Consider the following 17,355-nt stretch of genomic DNA (forward strand, 5'->3'; position numbering starts at 1 on the left):
TTTCCTTACACCGAGTGAACACCTGATACAACGAACCATATCCCAAATATCACCAGCACTGCACCACATGCGTAGAGGATAAGCATGTATTCGCGGTCACCAAGCAACACCCGGCTTTTATGGATGCTTAGCGAGACCAGCGTGAACCAGCTGAGATCTGATAACCAGTGTCCGAAGATGAAAGCAACAAGCCCGGCCAGACCGCTTGCAAGAGAACTGATCAGGAGGGCACTGCCAACCGAGAACCACCAGATCCAGAAGTACGGATTTGAGATGCTGGTTATGAGTCCGGCAACAAACGGGGAACCGGATCCGGCAGCAGTGGATGCCATGGACAGAGTGGCACCCCTGGCTGATCGAATTGTCAGAACACCGAAGATGATCAACGCAGTGCCACCTGCAACGGCAATGAGGAGTGATGATTGTTCAGGGAGGAAGGGTATTCCCGCCGCTATCAGGATCACCACCAGGAGTTCTGCGATGATATGACCACCGGTAACGAGGGGTCCGCTCTTCCACCCCTCTCTGATGGCTGACTGAATTGTTGCGATGAGGGTAGGACCGGGTGCAAGGGCACCGGTGAGGCCGATCACAAACCCGAGGATACCCAATTCAACGAGAGACATGTGAGGCTGAGTCGTTGATCACAGAGAGATAGATACTAACCGATCAGACCTGCTGTCTGTTTCTATGTTCCGCCCTAAAGCCAGTATATAATGATTGCTGGATCAGGCCTATTGAAAGCGCGGCCACACCATTGAGACAGATCTAAAACGTGAACATAAGAGAATTTTTCATCCGCGATCCGGGAGTGAGCTCCTGAGGAATCTGTCAAAACCCATGTGGCACCGCATCTTGAGAAGGTTAAACCACTTAGCTTCATAGGGAGGAACCTCCAACCATGTGATATGGATCGGATGACTAAGTTCCTTATCCTCCTGGTTGCAGCACTGGTGCTCGCACCCGGATGTTTTGCAGCAGAAGAGACCGCAACTGCAACAGAAGCAGTAAACAACACCACTGAACTCGTCGATGCAGTTGCAAACGTAACCCTCGATGCAAACAACACCACCGTTGACAATGCAATGAACCTGACCAACGTCAGCCCACTTGCAGAGACCGGTGCAAACACTTCAGCTGCTAACGCAACCACCATTTAAATTTCAAGCCGTTACAGCAGGTAGCCAGCACTTGTAAAAAACAAGATCTGGTCTACAAATATTTTGTTTATTTTCTTTCAACAGTCTTCATTGCAGCAACTGCTTCCTTCGCGGTAGGATACACCGTAAAGATATGAAGGAGTCCTGATACCTGCAAAATTTCGTGAACAACATCGTTCAATCCACAGACTGTAATACAGCCTCCATCAGGTTTTACACCCTTTGCAGATTTGAGCAGGGCACGAAGACCTGAACTTGCAATGTATGGTACATCAGTGAGATCAACAACGATGAACCTCATACCCTGCCCGATACCTTCAGTAAGGGCAGTATCCAGATCAACAGAATGGCCGGTATCAATCTTACCAAACGGCCTGAATACCCAGATATCCTCATCATACCAGATGTCTATCGGCATACAGTCTCCCATCTCATCACGGATCAGATATGAGACGAGTTCTCCTTTTGAACGTTCATCATTGGTCATCGAATAACACCGGGTTGAGTTTTAAACACAGGACTGGCTGAACTCCAGATTATGTTGCCCGTGATTCTTATTCTGTATACCGAAGAGGAGTGCCAGGAAAGAACGGGACAACAGATTCACGATTCCTGATTCGTCAGTCCTGGTAAATCCGGAGTGTCAGGTTTATTCTTCCCTGACACAGGATACCGTGTACTCATGCAATCCCGGTTATGGAACTGAGTTTTCCCCTGAACTGGCTCATGTAGAGGTTGTAATAGAATCCCTGTGCAGCCATCAGGTCATCATGGGTTCCCCTCTCGATGATCTCTCCCTGATTAATGACAAGGATGCAGTCAGAGTGGCGAATCGTGGACAGCCGGTGAGCAATAATGAACGATGTCTTCCCCTGCTGCAGGCTGAGAAGACCGGACTGGATCAGTTTCTCTGTTCTGGTATCCACATTGCTGGTCGCCTCGTCCAGGATCAGGAGGCGGGGTTCTGACACCATGGCCCGTGCAATGGTAAGCATCTGCCGCTGGCCCTGTGAGAGGTTCGAGCCGCCGTCATTGAGGAAGGTATCAAACCCTTCAGGCTGGGCCATGATGAACTCGTATGCTCCGGCCTGTTTCGCAGCCGCGATACACTCATCATCAGTAGCATCACCCCGTGCATACCGCAGGTTCTCCAGAATGGTGCCTGAGAAGAGGAAGGGTTCCTGCAGAACCTGGGCGATCTGGATCCTGAGACTGTCCTGTCCTACCTCATCGATCCTGACTCCGTCTATGGTGATCGCTCCTGACTGGATGTCATAATACCGGGTCAGGATGTTGATGATGGTGCTTTTGCCGGCCCCGGTTGGACCACACAGCCCGAATACCTGACCAGGAAGAGCCCTGAACGTATTGTTCTTCAGGACAGTTCTGCCGGGAACATATGCGAAATCAACATCGTCAAACTTCACATCTCCATCAACCAGAGGCATCGGTTTTGCTTCAGGGAGATCTGCAACCACCGGCTGTTCGTCAAGGATCCTGAACACCCGTGCCGCTCCGGCGCTTGCCCCGATGATCAGGGCGTACTGAGAGAATATCTGTGAGAGTGGCGAGGAGATGTTTGATGAGAGACCGAGAAATGCAACCAGTTCACCGAGCTGGATATGACCTTCCATCACCATGGCACCACCGACGATCAGAAGAAGGATCATCTGCAGGTTTGCCATGATCGTTGCAGCAGGCATGGATGTGAGTGCAACAAACTGGGCATGGCCACCGGTCCTGGCAACGATTCCCGAGAGTTTTGAGAATCCCACGCCGCTGTTTCCCTGCTGGTTGTATGCGATGGTAACCTTCTGGCCTGCAAGCCGCTCCTCTGCATACCCGTTCAGCTCACCAAGGAGCTCCTGCATCCTCTCAAAAGCCGGGCCTGATATCCTGGCGATGGTGGATGAGATTGCCAGCATCCCGAAGACCGCCAGGTATACAAGAAGGGTGAGAACCGGGTTTATCCAGAGCATCACAAGGGTGAGAACGATGATCGTGGTAACAGACTGGAGAACCTGCTGAATCCCGTTTGAAAAGAACTGATCGATAACATCGGTATCGTTCGAGACTCTGCTCATCAGCTCGCCGATCGGCTGGCGATCAAAGAAACTGAGAGAGAGTGCCTGCATATGGTTGAAGAGCTCGGTTCTGAGGGTGTAGAGACCTTCCTGTGAGATCTTTGAGAGGAGATGCTGGGTCAGATGCCCGAAGATCCAGAGGGCAGCGGCATCGATGATGAAGTAGACAAGGACCTGTTTGAGATCCTCCAGTGATCCATGGCCGGCGATGATATTCGTTGCATACCCCATAAGGGCAGGAAGGATTCCCATCGTGACAGAGAACCCGATCATGAAGAGAATAGCCAGGGCGAGTCTGAACCGGTACCTGGTCAGGTAGGAGAGCAGCCTGCGCAGCGTCAGCCCTATGGATTCGTACTGGTCATTCTGATCTGTCCCTGAGACCGAGACCGGTTTTGGAGTCATTGTCATGATGCATTCCCCCTTGATTGAAGGCCGCTCCCGAGTTGTGACTCATAGATCTCCTGATAGAGAGGACTTGAGGAGAGGAGTTCTGCATGTGTCCCGGTCGCCTCAATAGTTCCCTGGTTCAGAAGGACGATCCGATCAGCGGTGATGACCGAACTGATTCGCTGGGCCACGATGAACTTGGTTGTGCCGGCCATCATGTCAGTGATCGCATCCTGAATCCGTGCCTCGGTGGCAACATCGCAGGCACTGGTGCTGTCATCAAGGATCAGGATCTTTGGTTTCTGTGCGAGGGCACGGGCGATCGAGAGCCTCTGACGCTGGCCACCGGAGAAGTTGGAGCCACGCCTGGCAACCTTTCCGTCATACAGTTCAGGAATATTCTGCACAAACCCGTCCACATCTGCTGAACGGGCAGCCACGATCATCTCATCATCGGTCATGGAAGGTTTTCCAAACCGGATCGTCTCGCTGATTGCACCTGAAAAGAGGACTGACTCCTGGAGGCATACACTGACTATGCTCCGAAGTGTTTCCAGGGAGATGGAGCGGACATCCACGCCATCGATGGTGACACGGCCACCGGTGACATCATAAAACCGGGGAATAAGTGAGACCAGCGATGATTTGCCACAGCCGGTTGCTCCCAGAAACCCGATCGTCTCGCCAGGCTGTGCAACCAGGTTTATACCGGTAAGGACCTCACCTTCAGGCTCTCCATCAGCATTCCGGTATGCAAAGGAGACATTCTCGAACGCCACACGACCTTTTACCTGATCGATGTCCATTACAGCAGGAACGTCAGGTTCACTGACTTCAGGAACCGCATCAAGAACCTCAAAGATCCTCTTCAATGATGCATTAGCCTGGGTGATAAACGGCAGCACAATCGCGATGATCAGAAGAGGCATCATGAGGATGAGGATGTACTGTGCAGCCGAGGTCACGTCACCGATCATAAGACCTGTTCCTTCGAGAACCTGTATACCTCCGAAGTAATAGACTGCCCCGAACCCGAGGATAGCGATCGCAAACACAGTCGGCATGAGATAGGACATGACCATCTGCGGCCTGACAGCCGCATGCTTCAGGCTCTCTGCAGCCTGCCCGAACTTTGTGATCTCATACTCCTGTCTGACAAATGCCTTGACAACCCTGATGCCGGTCAGGGTCTCACGAAGGGCTTTGTTCACGTGGTCAATCTCTGCCTGCTTGCGGGAGAATGCAGGTTCGACGATGACAAAGTACACAACCAGCAGAACAGTCAGAAGCACCAGAAGCACAACCATTATCCAGACAAGGGCAGGGGCCATGACAGCCATGATGAGAACAGTGCCGAGAAGAAGGAGGGGGGCCTGCATGAGGTTCATCACCGACTGCTGTATCGCAACCTTGATATTCTGAACATCTGTTGTCAGTCTGACAAGCAGATCGCTGGATCTGAACCTGTCGATGTTCCCGAATGAGAGGGTCTGGATCTTTTCAAACTCGCGGGTGCGCAACGTATGGGCAGAATATTCTGATGCCCAGACCGCGATCGCTGCATTTCCGATCTGGCATGCTCCTGCAATGACCGCAGCCAGGAGCATGAGAACCCCGACATCAAGAGAGTATGAGAAGTTGTTCTTCAGGATCCCGTTGTTGATCAGATCGGCAGAGAGGGCAGGAATGGCAAGAGTGCCACCGGCAACCACGATATTGAGCAGAATTGAGAAGAGAAACCACCGCTCGTATCCATGAAACACTTCAAAGAGGCGTTTGAAATTTGATATTGTCATTATGCCAGCTCCCGTGAGATCATCAGATACCATCCTCCGGCAGCTAACTATTTAAATTAACCGAACCGGGCAGAAATCAGCACCAGCAGGGTGGGAAAAACAGCAGTATTGCGGTGGTCAGAAAACGAAACTTGTGAGTGTAACACTCACTTCTTCTCTACCTTCTCCTCTGCCATTACATACTTTGCAATCATGAAGACAACGAAGGCAACGACGATGAAGTTGATACATTCTGCCGCGAACGGACCGATCCCAAGATGAACAGGTCCAAGGTTGAGGGTGGCAGCTTTCCAGTCGCCGGAGGGTACCAGCACACCCACAAAGGGCATGATGATGTTATCAACCAGAGACTTGACAAGGCTCGTTGCTGCAACACCCATGATGAACGCAACAGCCAGTGCAACAACCTTGTACTCCTTGAGAAATTCCAGAAATTCTCCTATTAACCCGGTCATGTGTACCCGGCTGGTGATTTGAATCCTATTACGATGAATCTTTCGCCGTCAGGCTGGTTACAGGCGGGGCTGTTGCTGTGTCGCACAGTGAAAGGTTCCATACCCTTCGATCATGGCACGGGCGTTGATGCCGATCACTTCACGGTCCGGGAAAACCTGACGAATGATATTACATGCACGTTCATCATTGGGATCGTCAAACACCGGCACGATCACCACCCCGTTGCCGATGTAAAAATTCGAATAACTTGCAGGATACCTGCCCTCTTCTCCGGTTATCATCTTCGGCATCGGGAGTGGAATCACTGTGAGGGGCCTGCCATCCTGATCGGTCTCATTACAGAGGATCTGATAATTCTCATGTAATGCTGCATAATTCTCATCTGCAGGATCTTCTTCAACCGCACAGAGAACCGTTACAGGATCGACGAAGCGTGCGATATCATCGATATGCCCATCAGTATCGTCACCAGCAACCCCTTCATTCAGCCAGATCACCTTCACAGCACCCAGGTATTCCAGCAGTACCTGCTCGATCTCATCCTGAGAGAGGGATGGGTTGCGGTTCGGGTTCAGCAGGCAGGATCGTGTTGTCAGAACCGTCCCTCTCCCGTTGACATCGATGGAACCTCCTTCAAGAACAACACCAGGTTCAAAGACCGGAAGGCGAAGTACTTCGGTCATAAACCCTGGGACTGCCCCATCCGCAAGAAGTTCATCGTACTTGTCACCCCAGGCATTGAAGATCCATCTGACCATCGCTACCTGAAGTTCCCCACGGTTTACAAGAAAAGTCGGGCCGTAATCACGAATCCAGACATCAGAGTATGAAACAGGAAACAACGTCACCCGGCTCATATCAACGCCTGCTTCCTTGAGAAGATGTGTGATACGACCTGATCCATCTCCTTCAGGTACATGTAAACACACTTTTTCAGAGAGGTGAACTGCTTTGATGAACCTGATGTAACTCTCTTCAACCGCCTCAATGAACGGAAATGTGAGGGTGTTGTGCGGCCATGAGAGCCACACCGCCTCATGGGGTTCCCACTCTGCAGGCATGTGAAAACCCCGGTTCCGGGGAGTATCCCCGAGTGCCGGAGAGACCCTTTCAGGTCCGTCTCCGCGGATCGGTGTGCAGAGGGAATGGTAGGTTTCAGGCCGCCGGTTCCTGATGAAACCCCAGGAGTCAGAAACAGTTCTGTTCATTGCGAGATCGATCGTGGTAAGAAGGATCTCCTCCTCTGAACCTGCCCGTGCCAGGACGGAGCCGAATGCATCAGAGACAAACGAACCACCAAAGAACCGGACCCTGTCCTCTGTACCGACCCTGTTTACTGCTGCGACATGCACACTGTTTGCGATTGCATGGCTCCGCTGGATCGTCTCCCACGAATCCTGCCATTCTCCCTCAACCGGAGATGCATCGATGATATCACCGATAGCAGTTGGATAGAAGATGATCTCGGCTTCTGCCAGGGCTACTGCACGTGCAGCTTCCGGGAACCACTGGTCATAACAGATCAGAACTGCCATCTTTCCGAACCTGGTATCAACAACCCTGATCTCGTTCCCCTCGGCAAAATATCCCTTCTCAAAGAAGGATGGATCCTGGGGGACATGCACTTTATAGTACGGAGGAGAGAGGGAACCGTCTGCATCGATGATCACTGCTGCGTTGCGATACTCTCCGGTCTTCGCATGCTCAAAGATCGGGACGATGATCACTACCTCATACTCTTTTGCAAGATCTGAAAACACCCGGGTTGACTCTCCGGGTATCGTCTCTGCAAGCGGGGCCTGGTCACGGCCGATGTACTGGGGAAAGTACCGGGTGCGGTACAACTCAGGAAGACAGATAATCCTGGCACCGGCAGCGATCGCTTCAGTGACTTTACAGACCATCTTCCTGATGTTCTCATCCGGATCCAGGGATGCTGATGCCTGAATCAGACCAAGCATAACAGGGCGGCTCTCCATTTCTTCTCCGATCATACTACTCACTCGAGGTTATCTCTTTCCAGAGGTCAGGGGCCTATGATCATGCCGGTGATGGAGATCAGGCCTGTGCTGGTGTTCGTGGGTAACGGCATCGTGTGAGTGCAGGTGCGTATGTTCGCCAGACCGGGAGAGGGGAGGGAGATCTTTGACATGCTGATGATCATGGTGAAGATCATCATGTCGGTGACGATGGTTATGCACCAGGGGAGGATGGTAATGCAGATGGGCGTGTCGCTCTGAAACCAGCAGCCAGGTTCCGAGAACCATGACAGGGAGTGCTACAAGGAAGAGGAACTGTGGGGTTTCGGAGAAGAGAAGAAATGAGAAGAAGACTCCAAAGAACGGGGAGAGTGCGAGAAATAATCCGGTGCGTGCAGTCCCGATGGAACGGAGCGCAAGCAGAAAGAAGACACTGGCAAGCCCTCCAAAACTGAAGAACCCGACAATCATGTAGAGAGGAAGAGATCCTGCCGATGGAAGGGATTCACCGATAAAAAGTGCGATTGCCAGAGAGATGATCCCTGCTCCATACCCTTTCACCAGGATTGCTGAGAGCGGGTCCCGACCTGATACATGCCTGCTGATGTTGTTGTCAAGGGCCCAGAAAAAACAGGCCAGCAATACTCCGACCGAACCTAATGACACACCGAACTCACCTGCAGGGTCCAGACTCAGGATGAGACAGGAACCGGTGATAAGTCCCATGGCAATCCAGATCCTCTTCCCCACAGACTCACGAAAGAGGAGTGCTGCTAGTACTGCTGTCGCAACAGGTTCAAAGTTCAGGAGGAGAGACCCGGTCGCAGCAGGAGTATTTATCATGGAGTACATTAGCGTGACCGGGGCCAGGACACCACCCAATATGGCCATACCAGCAAGATACGGAGCATCAGATCGTGTAAGAGGCGCTTCGCGGGCTGATGGGTCGCGACGGATTATCTTCCCAATCAGGATCAGAAGCAGCATGCCGGTCCCGCTTCCAATATAAAAAAGGGCGGCCAACATCACCGGCTCGGTACTGCCAACGAAATATTTGGTCATCGGTGCACAGCTGCCAAAAAGAACTGCCGATAACACCGCGTATAAGAGAGGTTTACGATCTGGTGAGAGGGGGGTCACATAAACTCCACGAGATAATCCGTCATTCGGGGTTACCCGGACCCAGCCTGCTTCATCGAGAGGGAGATACGACGTCTCTGACTATCAATCTCAATTACCTTTACCCTGACACGCTGACGGATTGTTACGACATCGGCAGGGTCCTGAACATACCGGTCAGCAAGTTCGCTGATGTGAACGAGGCCACTCTCTGATAATCCGATGTTGATGAATGCCCCAAACTTCGTTACGTTTGTTACGACACCGTCAAGCATCATTCCTTCTTTGAGATCATCAAATGTCGTGACCTGATCTGCATAGACAGGAGGTTCAAAGACGCCCCGTGGATCCCGGCCAGGGCGAATAAGTTCCTCGCAGATATCATGCAGTGTGGGAATTCCGCATGTTTCAGAGACAAACGATTCAAGGTTTAACTGCCGTACCAGTGATTCATTACCGATAAGATCTACAGGTTTCGCGCTGATGCTCGTTGCCATTTGAGCCACCAGGGCGTATCGCTCTGGGTGAACGCCTGTGCTATCGAGCGGGTTCGTTCCATCACGAATCCGAAGGAACCCTGCAGCCTGTTCATAGGTCTTCTCACCGATACCTTTCACGAGCCTGAGCTCTTCACGGCTTGTAAATGGCCCCTTTTTTTCCCGGTGCCGGACTATCTCTGTTGCAAGCCGGTGGTTCAGACCAGAAACATACGATAACAGTGAGGGAGAAGCAGAGTTGAGATCAATGCCGACCTCGTTGACTACCGATTTCACCACCTCTTCAAGCCGTGCTTTGAGCATATCAGGATCAATATCGTGCTGGTACTGCCCGACACCGATTGAACGCGGTTCGATCTTCACCATCTCAGCAAGCGGATCCAGAAGGCGTCTGCCGATCGAGACAGCACCCCTCATGGTCACATCCATGTCAGGCAGTTCTGTCCTCGCGAGTTCTGATGCAGAGTAGATCGAAGCACCCTGCTCATACACAGAGACCACGGCAATATCTTCAGGCAGACCAAGACTCCTTACAAACTGCCAGGTTTCCCTGCCTGCGGTCCCGTCACCGACTGCGATGACCTGAACATGGTGCCTGGTGACCAGATCCCGGACTATCTGGGAAGATCCAGTGGGATCAGGTCTCGGATCGTGGGGAAAGATCGTCGCGGTCTCAAGAGGGAGACCTTCTGCAGTGAGGACAACAACCTTGCATCCGGTACGAAATCCGGGATCGATCGCCAGAACCCGCTTTGAACCAAGAGGAGGAGAGCGGATTAGTGAACGCACATTTGAGGCAAAAACCAGGGCTGCTTCTTCATCAGCACGCTCTTTGAGTTCATTCCGGAGTTCACGTTCCAGTGAAGGGGCAAGCAGACGGTGGTAGCCATCTGTCACCGCATCCTTAACGCATTCAACTGCCGGGCCGGAACCTGAAAGATATCTTTCAGCAATAAGACCGATACCCACCTTTGGATCAGGGCCGATCTTTGCAGAGAGAAGAGCTTCCTCTTCACCCCTGAAGATGGCAAGGATCCGGTGGGACGGGATAGATCCGGCTGATTCGGATGTGCCTACATACTCTTTCCATTTTCCTGCATCGCCACCAGTCCCCCGGGCTGCAGATACATCGAGCCTGGAACTTGTATGAAACACTTCCCTGATCTTCTGACGTACCTCAGGATTTTCACTCACCTCACCTGCAATAATATCTTCAGCTCCGGCGAGTGCGACCTGTGCCGTCGGGACATCCAGATCAGGGTTAATGAACCGCGTGGCCTCTGTAAGCGGATCGATCTGTGAATGCTGGGTGAGAAGGAGATCAGCAAGGGGCTGAAGACCCTGCTCACGTGCCTTGTCAGCCCTTGTCTTGCGCCGCGGCTTATACGGAAGATACAGATCCTCAAGTTCAGCAAGGGTTCCTGCCTGCAGAATATTCTGCCTGAGGTCAGGACTGAGATGCCCGGCCTCGGAAATTTTCGTGAGAATTACATCCCTTCGTTCCTCGAGCCTTCGTATCCTCTCAAGATGTGTTGACAGTGAGAAGATAACCGCATCGTCCAGCGAACCGGTGGCCTCTTTGCGGTACCGCGCTATGAACGGAATGGTTGCCCCACTGTCGAGCAGATCGATACAGGCAGCTGCCTGTCTCACCGGTATTCCGAGTGCTGCTCCGACCAGTTCCTGTATACGCCAGGTATGGTGAACTGACTGAGATAATTCGCTGACTTCTCCCATCTTCCTGCCTGATAATTCTATACAGATAGGGAGGCAACCCAGAAAACAGATCGGTCATAGACCCCACCGGTGCACCGTTGTGGGCCCCGGTCAGGACCCAGGGACGATGAATTTTTCAGAAAAAAGAGGGAAAAGGTTGTTCAGAAGATTATTCCATGTTATACTTCTGAACCAGAGCCTGCCAGTCGGGAGATGCCATAAGGTGATCAAGACCGGTGTTCAGTTTCATGAGCAGTTCTGCATCTGATTTGCGGACTGCTATTCCAAACTGTTCATTGGTCTCTATCACGCCGATCTTCTGGACAGGTTTTCCTGTGATGATATCATTCATAACAGTGCTGTCATAGATGACCGCATCAGTCCTGCCTGCGACCAGATCCTCTATAGCAAGCGGCGTGTTATCATACTGTTTCAGGTCATCAGCAGACATGAGGCTTTTATTCACAAGGTTGTCTTCAACCCATATGGCTGCAGTGCATCCCCTTTGGGTTCCGATCTTGACCTTTCCGGTTTTTACCTGATCCAGAGTGACAGGTGATCCCTCTTTGGTAACAACCATCTGGTTCACAGTCCAGTATGGCTTGCTGAAGTTCACCTTCTCTTTCCGTTCATCGGTGATGGTCATTCCGGCATAGACCATATCGATCTTGTTTGCATTCAGGGCGGGAATGATTCCATCCCATGCTATTGCCTGGAAATCAGGTTCAAATCCCTGATCTTTTGCTATCCATCTGATCGACTCCACATCAAAGCCGGTTGGCTCACCCTTCTCACTCATCATGGTAAATGGAGGGTAAACCGGATCGATACCAATCCGGTATACCTGTTTGGCTACCGAAGAATTATCGGATGAGTCTTTTTTCTCCTGTACACCCGGCGGGTTTGAAGTGGTACACCCTGCCACCAAAAGCAGCAGGACGAGCCCCAGACAGGCCAGAGATACCATCGCTCCTTTCATCGTATCAGATTAGAAAACCAGACATGTAATCATTACCTGCATCATAGAAACAGAACCGGGATCCTCTCTGATTCTCCCAATCTTTGATTCATATAAATGATTCGCTTTCTGTGGTGCTCACAGATCACAATTTCTATAACAGTGTTGATCAAACAATCTTCAATGGATCGGAAATTCATATCAATCCTGGTAATTTTTATAGTACTTGGTGCAGTCTGTTTGAGTGGTTGTACCCAAAGTGCCAATACCGCTGATAAATCTGCAAAAAGCACAGATAATGCATCTGCAGACCAGAAGAAGACATATATTGTAGGTATTGACGGGGAATACCCACCATACAGTTTTATTGATAAAAACGGGACTGCCCAGGGACTTGATGTGGAGTCTGTCCAGTGGATCGGAGATAAGCTCGGGTTTACTGTAAAGATCCAGCCTATCGCATGGGATGGCATCATACCTGCCCTGAATGCAAAGAAGATCGATATGGTCTATTCAGGAATGACCATTACCGACGAGCGTAAGCAGCAGGTACACTTCAGCAACCCGTACTTGAAAATTAATCAGTCAGTTGCAGCTCACAACGACAGCATATTAACTCTTGATGATTTTAAGGCAGGGAAAGGAAGAATTGGTGCACAGCGTGGAACAACCGGAGCATTCTGGGTAGAAGAGAATCTCATCAATAAGAGTGTCATTCAGGCAGATCAACTTGTCACTTATGACAACTTCCCACTGGCAACGACTGATCTCCAGAATAAGCGCATTGACTTTGCAATCTATGATCGCCCACCAATGTTGGATGCCATTGCTGACAAGCCACTCCATCTCATCGGAGAGATCGATACCGGTGAAGAGTACGGAGTTGCTATCCGCAAGGATGACACTGAGCTTCTGAACACCATGAATAAGGGACTGGATCTGCTCCATGAGTCACCTGACTGGACAGTTCTGAAGAAGAAGTACAAGATGGAATAACTCATTTCATCTCTTTTGAACGCATACACTATTTTGAATCCTTTTATGCTCATATGTGACAGACAGAATCAGGTTGTTCCCACTGCTCCTAAGAGACGACCACCAGGAGGAGAATAGTGGATCCACTGACGATTCTCATCGACTGGTTCCCCTATCTGCTTACAGGTATCTTTATCACAGTAGGCCTGGTTGCAGTTGCCCTGATAATCGGAGTGGTGCTGGGGCTTCCAATGGCCCTTGGACAGGTGTATGGAAAACTGCCATTGCGATCTGCAATATCTGTGTATGTCTGGTTCTTCCGTGGTCTTCCGGTGCTTGTTTTGCTGTTTCTCTTTTACTTTGGTATCTTTCCGGGTCTGGGACTCGACCTTCCTGCCTTTGTCGTTGGTGCCGTTGTATTAGGACTGAGAGGAGCTGCGTACCAGTCACAGATCTTCAGGGGGGCAATCCAGTCAATATCCGAGGGACAGATGACCGCAGCACGGTCTCTTGGAATGAGCAGAACTCAGGCGATCAGATCAATAATTCTCCCGCAGGCCATGCGAATAGCGTTACCGGGATGGTCTAATGAATATCCCGAAATCCTCACAGAATCGTCTATCTGTTATGCAATAGGTGTGGCAGAACTTCTTACACGCTCATCACAGATTGTCTCACAAACATATGTCACGATGCCCATCTACCTGGCCTGTGCAGTGATCTTCATCCTGCTCAGTTATGCAGGAACCAGCCTTATCCAGAGACTTGAAAAGCGGATCGCCATACCTGGCTTTGGTCCGGGGAATTCATCTTAATATGTCAGAATCAGAGTTCATTCTCAAGGTTGAGGATATACACAAATCCTTCGGCAGTTCGGAAGTCCTTAAAGGGGTCTCATTCAATGTCAAAAAAGGGGAGACGATCTGTTTTATCGGCCCTTCAGGAACCGGGAAGAGTACACTACTCAGGTGTATTAATCAGTTAACCATTCCGGATAGCGGAAGGATTCTTCTGAACGGAGAAGAAGTTACTCATGCCGGTTCAAAGATCAACCACTTCAGGCAGAAGATCGGGATGGTTTTCCAGAATTTCTTCCTCTTTGATCATCTCACCGCGGTGAAAAATGTTGAGATTGCTTTGATCAAAGTCAAAGGGATGAATGCAAAGGAGGCCAGGGAGAAGGCGATGACAGAACTCAGGCAGGTCGGAATGGCCGAATGGGCTGATCATTACCCTGCTGAACTTTCAGGCGGGCAGGCACAGAGAGTCTCCATCGCCCGGGCTCTAGCCATGGATCCGGATGTCATGCTCTTTGATGAGCCGACGAGTGCTCTCGATCCTGAGTTAACGCGTGAAGTTCTTGAGGTCATGAAGAAACTTGCACAACAGGGGATGACGATGCTGGTTGTCACCCATGAGATGGGTTTTGCCTGTTCGGTTGCGAACCAGATTCTGTTCATGGAGCATGGTATAATCAAAGAGCAGGGAAGCCCGCAGGTTCTTATGAACGATCCTAAGTTTGAACGGTGTAAGGCATTCATCGGACAGTTCAGGGAGTATTCACAGTAGAGATCATGGAGACCATAACCTTCCTTGTTGACATAATCGTTCCAGCCTTCTGGAACGGTCTGCTTGTTACTCTTGCCCTCATTGCAGTTACGGCACCGATAGGACTTGCTCTCGGTATAGTAATCGCCTGCGGGCGAGTGTATGGAGGAAAAGTATTGTCCGGATTCTTCCATGGGTATACCATTTTTTTCAAGGGCTGCCCGCTTCTGCTGTTATTATTTATTCTTTATTTCGGATTGCCACCATATGGAATCACCCTGAGTCCCTTTGTCGCATCGATAATCGGATTTATACTCTGTAACAGTGCATACAACTCTGAATATATCAGAGGTGCAATTTTTTCAGTAAAAGAGGGACAACTCACGGCTGCAAAGGCCCTCGGAATGACACGAAACCAGGCAATACGATATGTTGTTCTTCCCCAGGCTCTCAGGAGGGCAATTCCCGGAATATCGAATGAGTTTATCTATCTGATAAAGTATTCATCGCTGGCATACATGATCACGGTCATTGAACTGACCGGCGCCGGGAAACTCATTGCAACAAAATATTTTGCTTACAACGAGACGTTTTTTGCACTCGCAGTAGTGTATCTGGCATTAGTGACCATAACAACATTCGGGGCCAATGCAATAGAGAGAAAGTTTGCAATACCTGGATAAAACGCTTTTTTTGCGATAATCAACCCAATTTATTCGCTTTTTCCCTCGAAATTCCCGGGCCCATATTCTGTCGAGATTCCAGTTTTGACATCGGGATCATATGAATGTTCATCTAACCAGATCTGATCAATAGCGACCCTGTATAAAAACGCTAATTATTGAGTATAGTCCCATTAGAGCATAAAATGGACGTGGTTTTTAGAGAGAGATATTTACCGGATCTACGCACTTGGAATGTCCCCTGAAATCAAAAAAGAAGCCCATTTCAGTGATTTTAGAACCACCATGGTCGCCCGAAACAAGACCCGGGAAAAGGTAATGCTATTTAGTTAATTAGAGAGGGCGATTCCTGCTATCTGTAACAGAAACCCAATTATCAGAGATATCGTGTACGTCTGTAAAAAAAGTACATTTTTTGCTGTTCTTATCCCACTACCTTATCTTGCCCAGATAATTGTTCCAACATTCTCCCCAATAATAGCCCGCGTTATCATGCCCTTTTTGTGACCGTTTACGATCTGAACACAGGGGATATTTCGAGACTCAAGCATGATCTCCAGCAGTTTTCTCTCAAGAACGAGATCCTCCATATCCATCTCGATAAGTTCACTCGCAGTGATCTCGGGTATCAGTTCTGCATCAGGGTACTTGAGAGGATGTTTGTCATACAGCCCGTCTACATTTTTTGCTAGAATGCACCGTTTGGCTCCGAGCACTTCAGCTGCCAAAAATGCTCCGGTGTCGGTCCTGTGTGGTGGTATTCCTCCGTTCGAGCGTTCGGACGGATGCTCATATAGACCATATGGTGGAGTTCCATGAGTTACCGGAAGTGCCCCCATTGCCAGCAGTGTTGGAAGTTCTAAGAGATCAGTTGTATGGATTCGCTTTGCCTTCCATGGAGAGAGAAGTGTTGCCATCATGAGAGCGTTCTGCTCAGAGATCTTGCTGGTGAGTTCGGCAAGAACACCGGTTGGCATACCAAGATCTAGACCGATGTCCATCATGTGCCGGACTCTGACTCCGCCGCCGGTAATAATCAGCATCTGGTGATGCTCGGAGAGTGTGCCCAGTTCATCAACGAGAGGAAGAACGACATCATGTCCATAATCGATGATTCCATGCCCACCTATCTTGACGACATTTAATTCAGGAAGGATTCTTACCAGAGGGCGATCTTTATACTTCTCAAATAACTGTTTTCTGACCAGAGTTTCGCCTTGTAGTTTGTTTGGAATATCATGTCTCTCGTGCATTCCTCACCTCAATAGTATTAAGTATATTGAAGTAATATAGATACATTTGCTGGCATAGCAGTTGGTATATCCAATTGATTATGCTCAATGCTATCCGCTAGGGGTGAAGCAGATGAAAATTTATATCAGAGAGCGTCAGAAGGTCGGAGAAGGTGTCAGACAGCCACAATTCAGAGTTGTTGCGGTGACCGGCGGTCAGATACAGATCGAAGCAACCCACTTCAGAAAAGTTGAGATCGAGATGATCGCAAAGGACGTCGGCGCTGAACTTGTGTACCTCGCAGAGGTACCCGAGGATCAGAAGAAGAAACACTAATTTTTCGGAACTATTGTATCTGTGTATAATAAATAGTGAGAGAGGTATGCCTACTCTTTCGGTCGATATACTATTCAGAACTGCTTTGGAACTTTTTTTTTCTGAAGAGCACGCAATCACCCTGACCTTTACTGCAGATGGAATCAGGATACGGTTTCCTACAACAAGGAGACTTGCAGAGTATCTCAAAGCCCCCCATTATTATATTCTCCCATATTTTGCAATGATGGAAGAGCAGGAACTGGTTACCAGGGAAGAGAGAGTTGGCATTCACACAACTAATGAAGGGTCTATGAAGATCATCAGGATAATGAGAGAAGAGTTCGCTGATGAAAGTATAGCTCTTCTCGGTCCTGAAATATTTGAGCAGATCTGCAAACGAATTGATACCAGATAAATTTTAAATTTTTGAAATCGTATCAGGG

General features: G+C 49.8%; 17 protein-coding genes. 7 read left to right on the forward strand and 10 right to left on the reverse strand.

Translation table 11 applies throughout. The annotated features are described in order from the left end of the window. Window positions 1-5 precede the first annotated feature (5 nt). Entirely contained in the window at window positions 6-626 is a 621-nt protein-coding gene (locus ACHZA2_RS04560) for a LysE family transporter (protein ID WP_319578707.1), read from the reverse strand. Window positions 627-908: 282 nt separating this feature from the next. Here ACHZA2_RS04560 and ACHZA2_RS04565 point away from each other — a divergent pair, with 282 nt between their 5' ends. Beyond that, window positions 909-1,160 carry a hypothetical protein gene (locus tag ACHZA2_RS04565; protein WP_319578708.1) on the forward strand — a complete coding sequence of 84 codons (252 nt, stop codon included), beginning with the start codon at window positions 909-911 and terminating at the stop codon, window positions 1,158-1,160. A gap of 67 nt (window positions 1,161-1,227) precedes the next feature. On the opposite strand, the gene ACHZA2_RS04570 is transcribed toward ACHZA2_RS04565, so the two are convergent. The 8 genes from ACHZA2_RS04570 to ACHZA2_RS04605 all read right to left on the reverse strand — a co-directional run bounded on the left by ACHZA2_RS04570 (window position 1,228) and on the right by ACHZA2_RS04605 (window position 12,164). Continuing rightward, window positions 1,228-1,647 (reverse strand): STAS domain-containing protein, encoded by a 420-nt coding sequence (locus ACHZA2_RS04570; RefSeq protein WP_319578709.1) that lies wholly within the window; start codon window positions 1,645-1,647, stop codon window positions 1,228-1,230. 193 nt (window positions 1,648-1,840) lie between these two features. Beyond that, on the reverse strand, window positions 1,841-3,655 hold the full coding sequence (locus ACHZA2_RS04575; RefSeq protein ID WP_319539897.1) for an ABC transporter ATP-binding protein: 1,815 nt from the start codon (window positions 3,653-3,655) through the stop codon (window positions 1,841-1,843). Beyond that, window positions 3,652-5,430, reverse strand: coding sequence for an ABC transporter ATP-binding protein (locus ACHZA2_RS04580; RefSeq protein ID WP_319578710.1), 1,779 nt, complete (start codon window positions 5,428-5,430; stop codon window positions 3,652-3,654). The genes ACHZA2_RS04575 and ACHZA2_RS04580 overlap by 4 nt, the downstream gene beginning before the upstream one ends. Before the next feature lie 146 nt (window positions 5,431-5,576). After that, complete coding sequence (locus tag ACHZA2_RS04585; RefSeq protein WP_319578711.1) at window positions 5,577-5,885, reverse strand: MscL family protein; 309 nt, start codon at window positions 5,883-5,885, stop codon at window positions 5,577-5,579. 57 nt (window positions 5,886-5,942) lie between these two features. Next, on the reverse strand, window positions 5,943-7,880 hold the full coding sequence (locus ACHZA2_RS04590; RefSeq protein ID WP_319578712.1) for an agmatine deiminase family protein: 1,938 nt from the start codon (window positions 7,878-7,880) through the stop codon (window positions 5,943-5,945). A gap of 15 nt (window positions 7,881-7,895) precedes the next feature. Beyond that, window positions 7,896-9,005, reverse strand: a complete 1,110-nt coding sequence (locus ACHZA2_RS04595) for a DMT family transporter (RefSeq protein ID WP_319578713.1) — start codon at window positions 9,003-9,005, stop codon at window positions 7,896-7,898. A 32-nt stretch (window positions 9,006-9,037) separates the two neighbouring features. Then, entirely contained in the window at window positions 9,038-11,218 is a 2,181-nt protein-coding gene (locus ACHZA2_RS04600) for a Tex family protein (RefSeq protein ID WP_319578714.1), read from the reverse strand. Window positions 11,219-11,366: 148 nt separating this feature from the next. Further along, window positions 11,367-12,164, reverse strand: a complete 798-nt coding sequence (locus ACHZA2_RS04605; RefSeq protein ID WP_319578715.1) for an ABC transporter substrate-binding protein — start codon at window positions 12,162-12,164, stop codon at window positions 11,367-11,369. Between the two features lie 174 nt (window positions 12,165-12,338). Between ACHZA2_RS04605 and ACHZA2_RS04610 the strand changes: the two genes are divergently transcribed. The 4 genes from ACHZA2_RS04610 to ACHZA2_RS04625 all read left to right on the forward strand — a co-directional run bounded on the left by ACHZA2_RS04610 (window position 12,339) and on the right by ACHZA2_RS04625 (window position 15,361). Continuing rightward, a complete protein-coding gene (locus ACHZA2_RS04610) occupies window positions 12,339-13,151 on the forward strand; it encodes an ABC transporter substrate-binding protein (protein ID WP_319578716.1) in 813 nt (270 codons plus the stop codon). A gap of 116 nt (window positions 13,152-13,267) precedes the next feature. Then, window positions 13,268-13,945 (forward strand): amino acid ABC transporter permease, encoded by a 678-nt coding sequence (locus tag ACHZA2_RS04615; protein WP_319578717.1) that lies wholly within the window; start codon window positions 13,268-13,270, stop codon window positions 13,943-13,945. Between the two features lies 1 nt (window position 13,946). Next, a complete protein-coding gene (locus ACHZA2_RS04620) occupies window positions 13,947-14,699 on the forward strand; it encodes an amino acid ABC transporter ATP-binding protein (RefSeq protein ID WP_319578718.1) in 753 nt (250 codons plus the stop codon). Between the two features lie 5 nt (window positions 14,700-14,704). Continuing rightward, on the forward strand, window positions 14,705-15,361 hold the full coding sequence (locus ACHZA2_RS04625) for an amino acid ABC transporter permease (protein ID WP_319539887.1): 657 nt from the start codon (window positions 14,705-14,707) through the stop codon (window positions 15,359-15,361). A 437-nt stretch (window positions 15,362-15,798) separates the two neighbouring features. On the opposite strand, the gene ACHZA2_RS04630 is transcribed toward ACHZA2_RS04625, so the two are convergent. Then, on the reverse strand, window positions 15,799-16,614 hold the full coding sequence (locus ACHZA2_RS04630) for a uridylate kinase (RefSeq protein WP_319578719.1): 816 nt from the start codon (window positions 16,612-16,614) through the stop codon (window positions 15,799-15,801). Between the two features lie 112 nt (window positions 16,615-16,726). On the opposite strand from ACHZA2_RS04630, the gene ACHZA2_RS04635 reads away from it, so the two are divergent. Together ACHZA2_RS04635 and ACHZA2_RS04640 are read left to right on the forward strand one after the other, a co-directional pair. Next, window positions 16,727-16,930: a hypothetical protein gene (locus ACHZA2_RS04635; RefSeq protein WP_319539885.1), complete on the forward strand. Its 204-nt coding sequence runs from the start codon at window positions 16,727-16,729 to the stop codon at window positions 16,928-16,930. A gap of 46 nt (window positions 16,931-16,976) precedes the next feature. Further along, entirely contained in the window at window positions 16,977-17,327 is a 351-nt protein-coding gene (locus ACHZA2_RS04640) for a hypothetical protein (RefSeq protein ID WP_319578720.1), read from the forward strand. Window positions 17,328-17,355: the final 28 nt, after the last annotated feature.

The sequence above is a fragment of the uncultured Methanospirillum sp. genome, assembly GCF_963668415.2.
Classification (GTDB): Archaea; Halobacteriota; Methanomicrobia; order Methanomicrobiales; family Methanospirillaceae; genus Methanospirillum.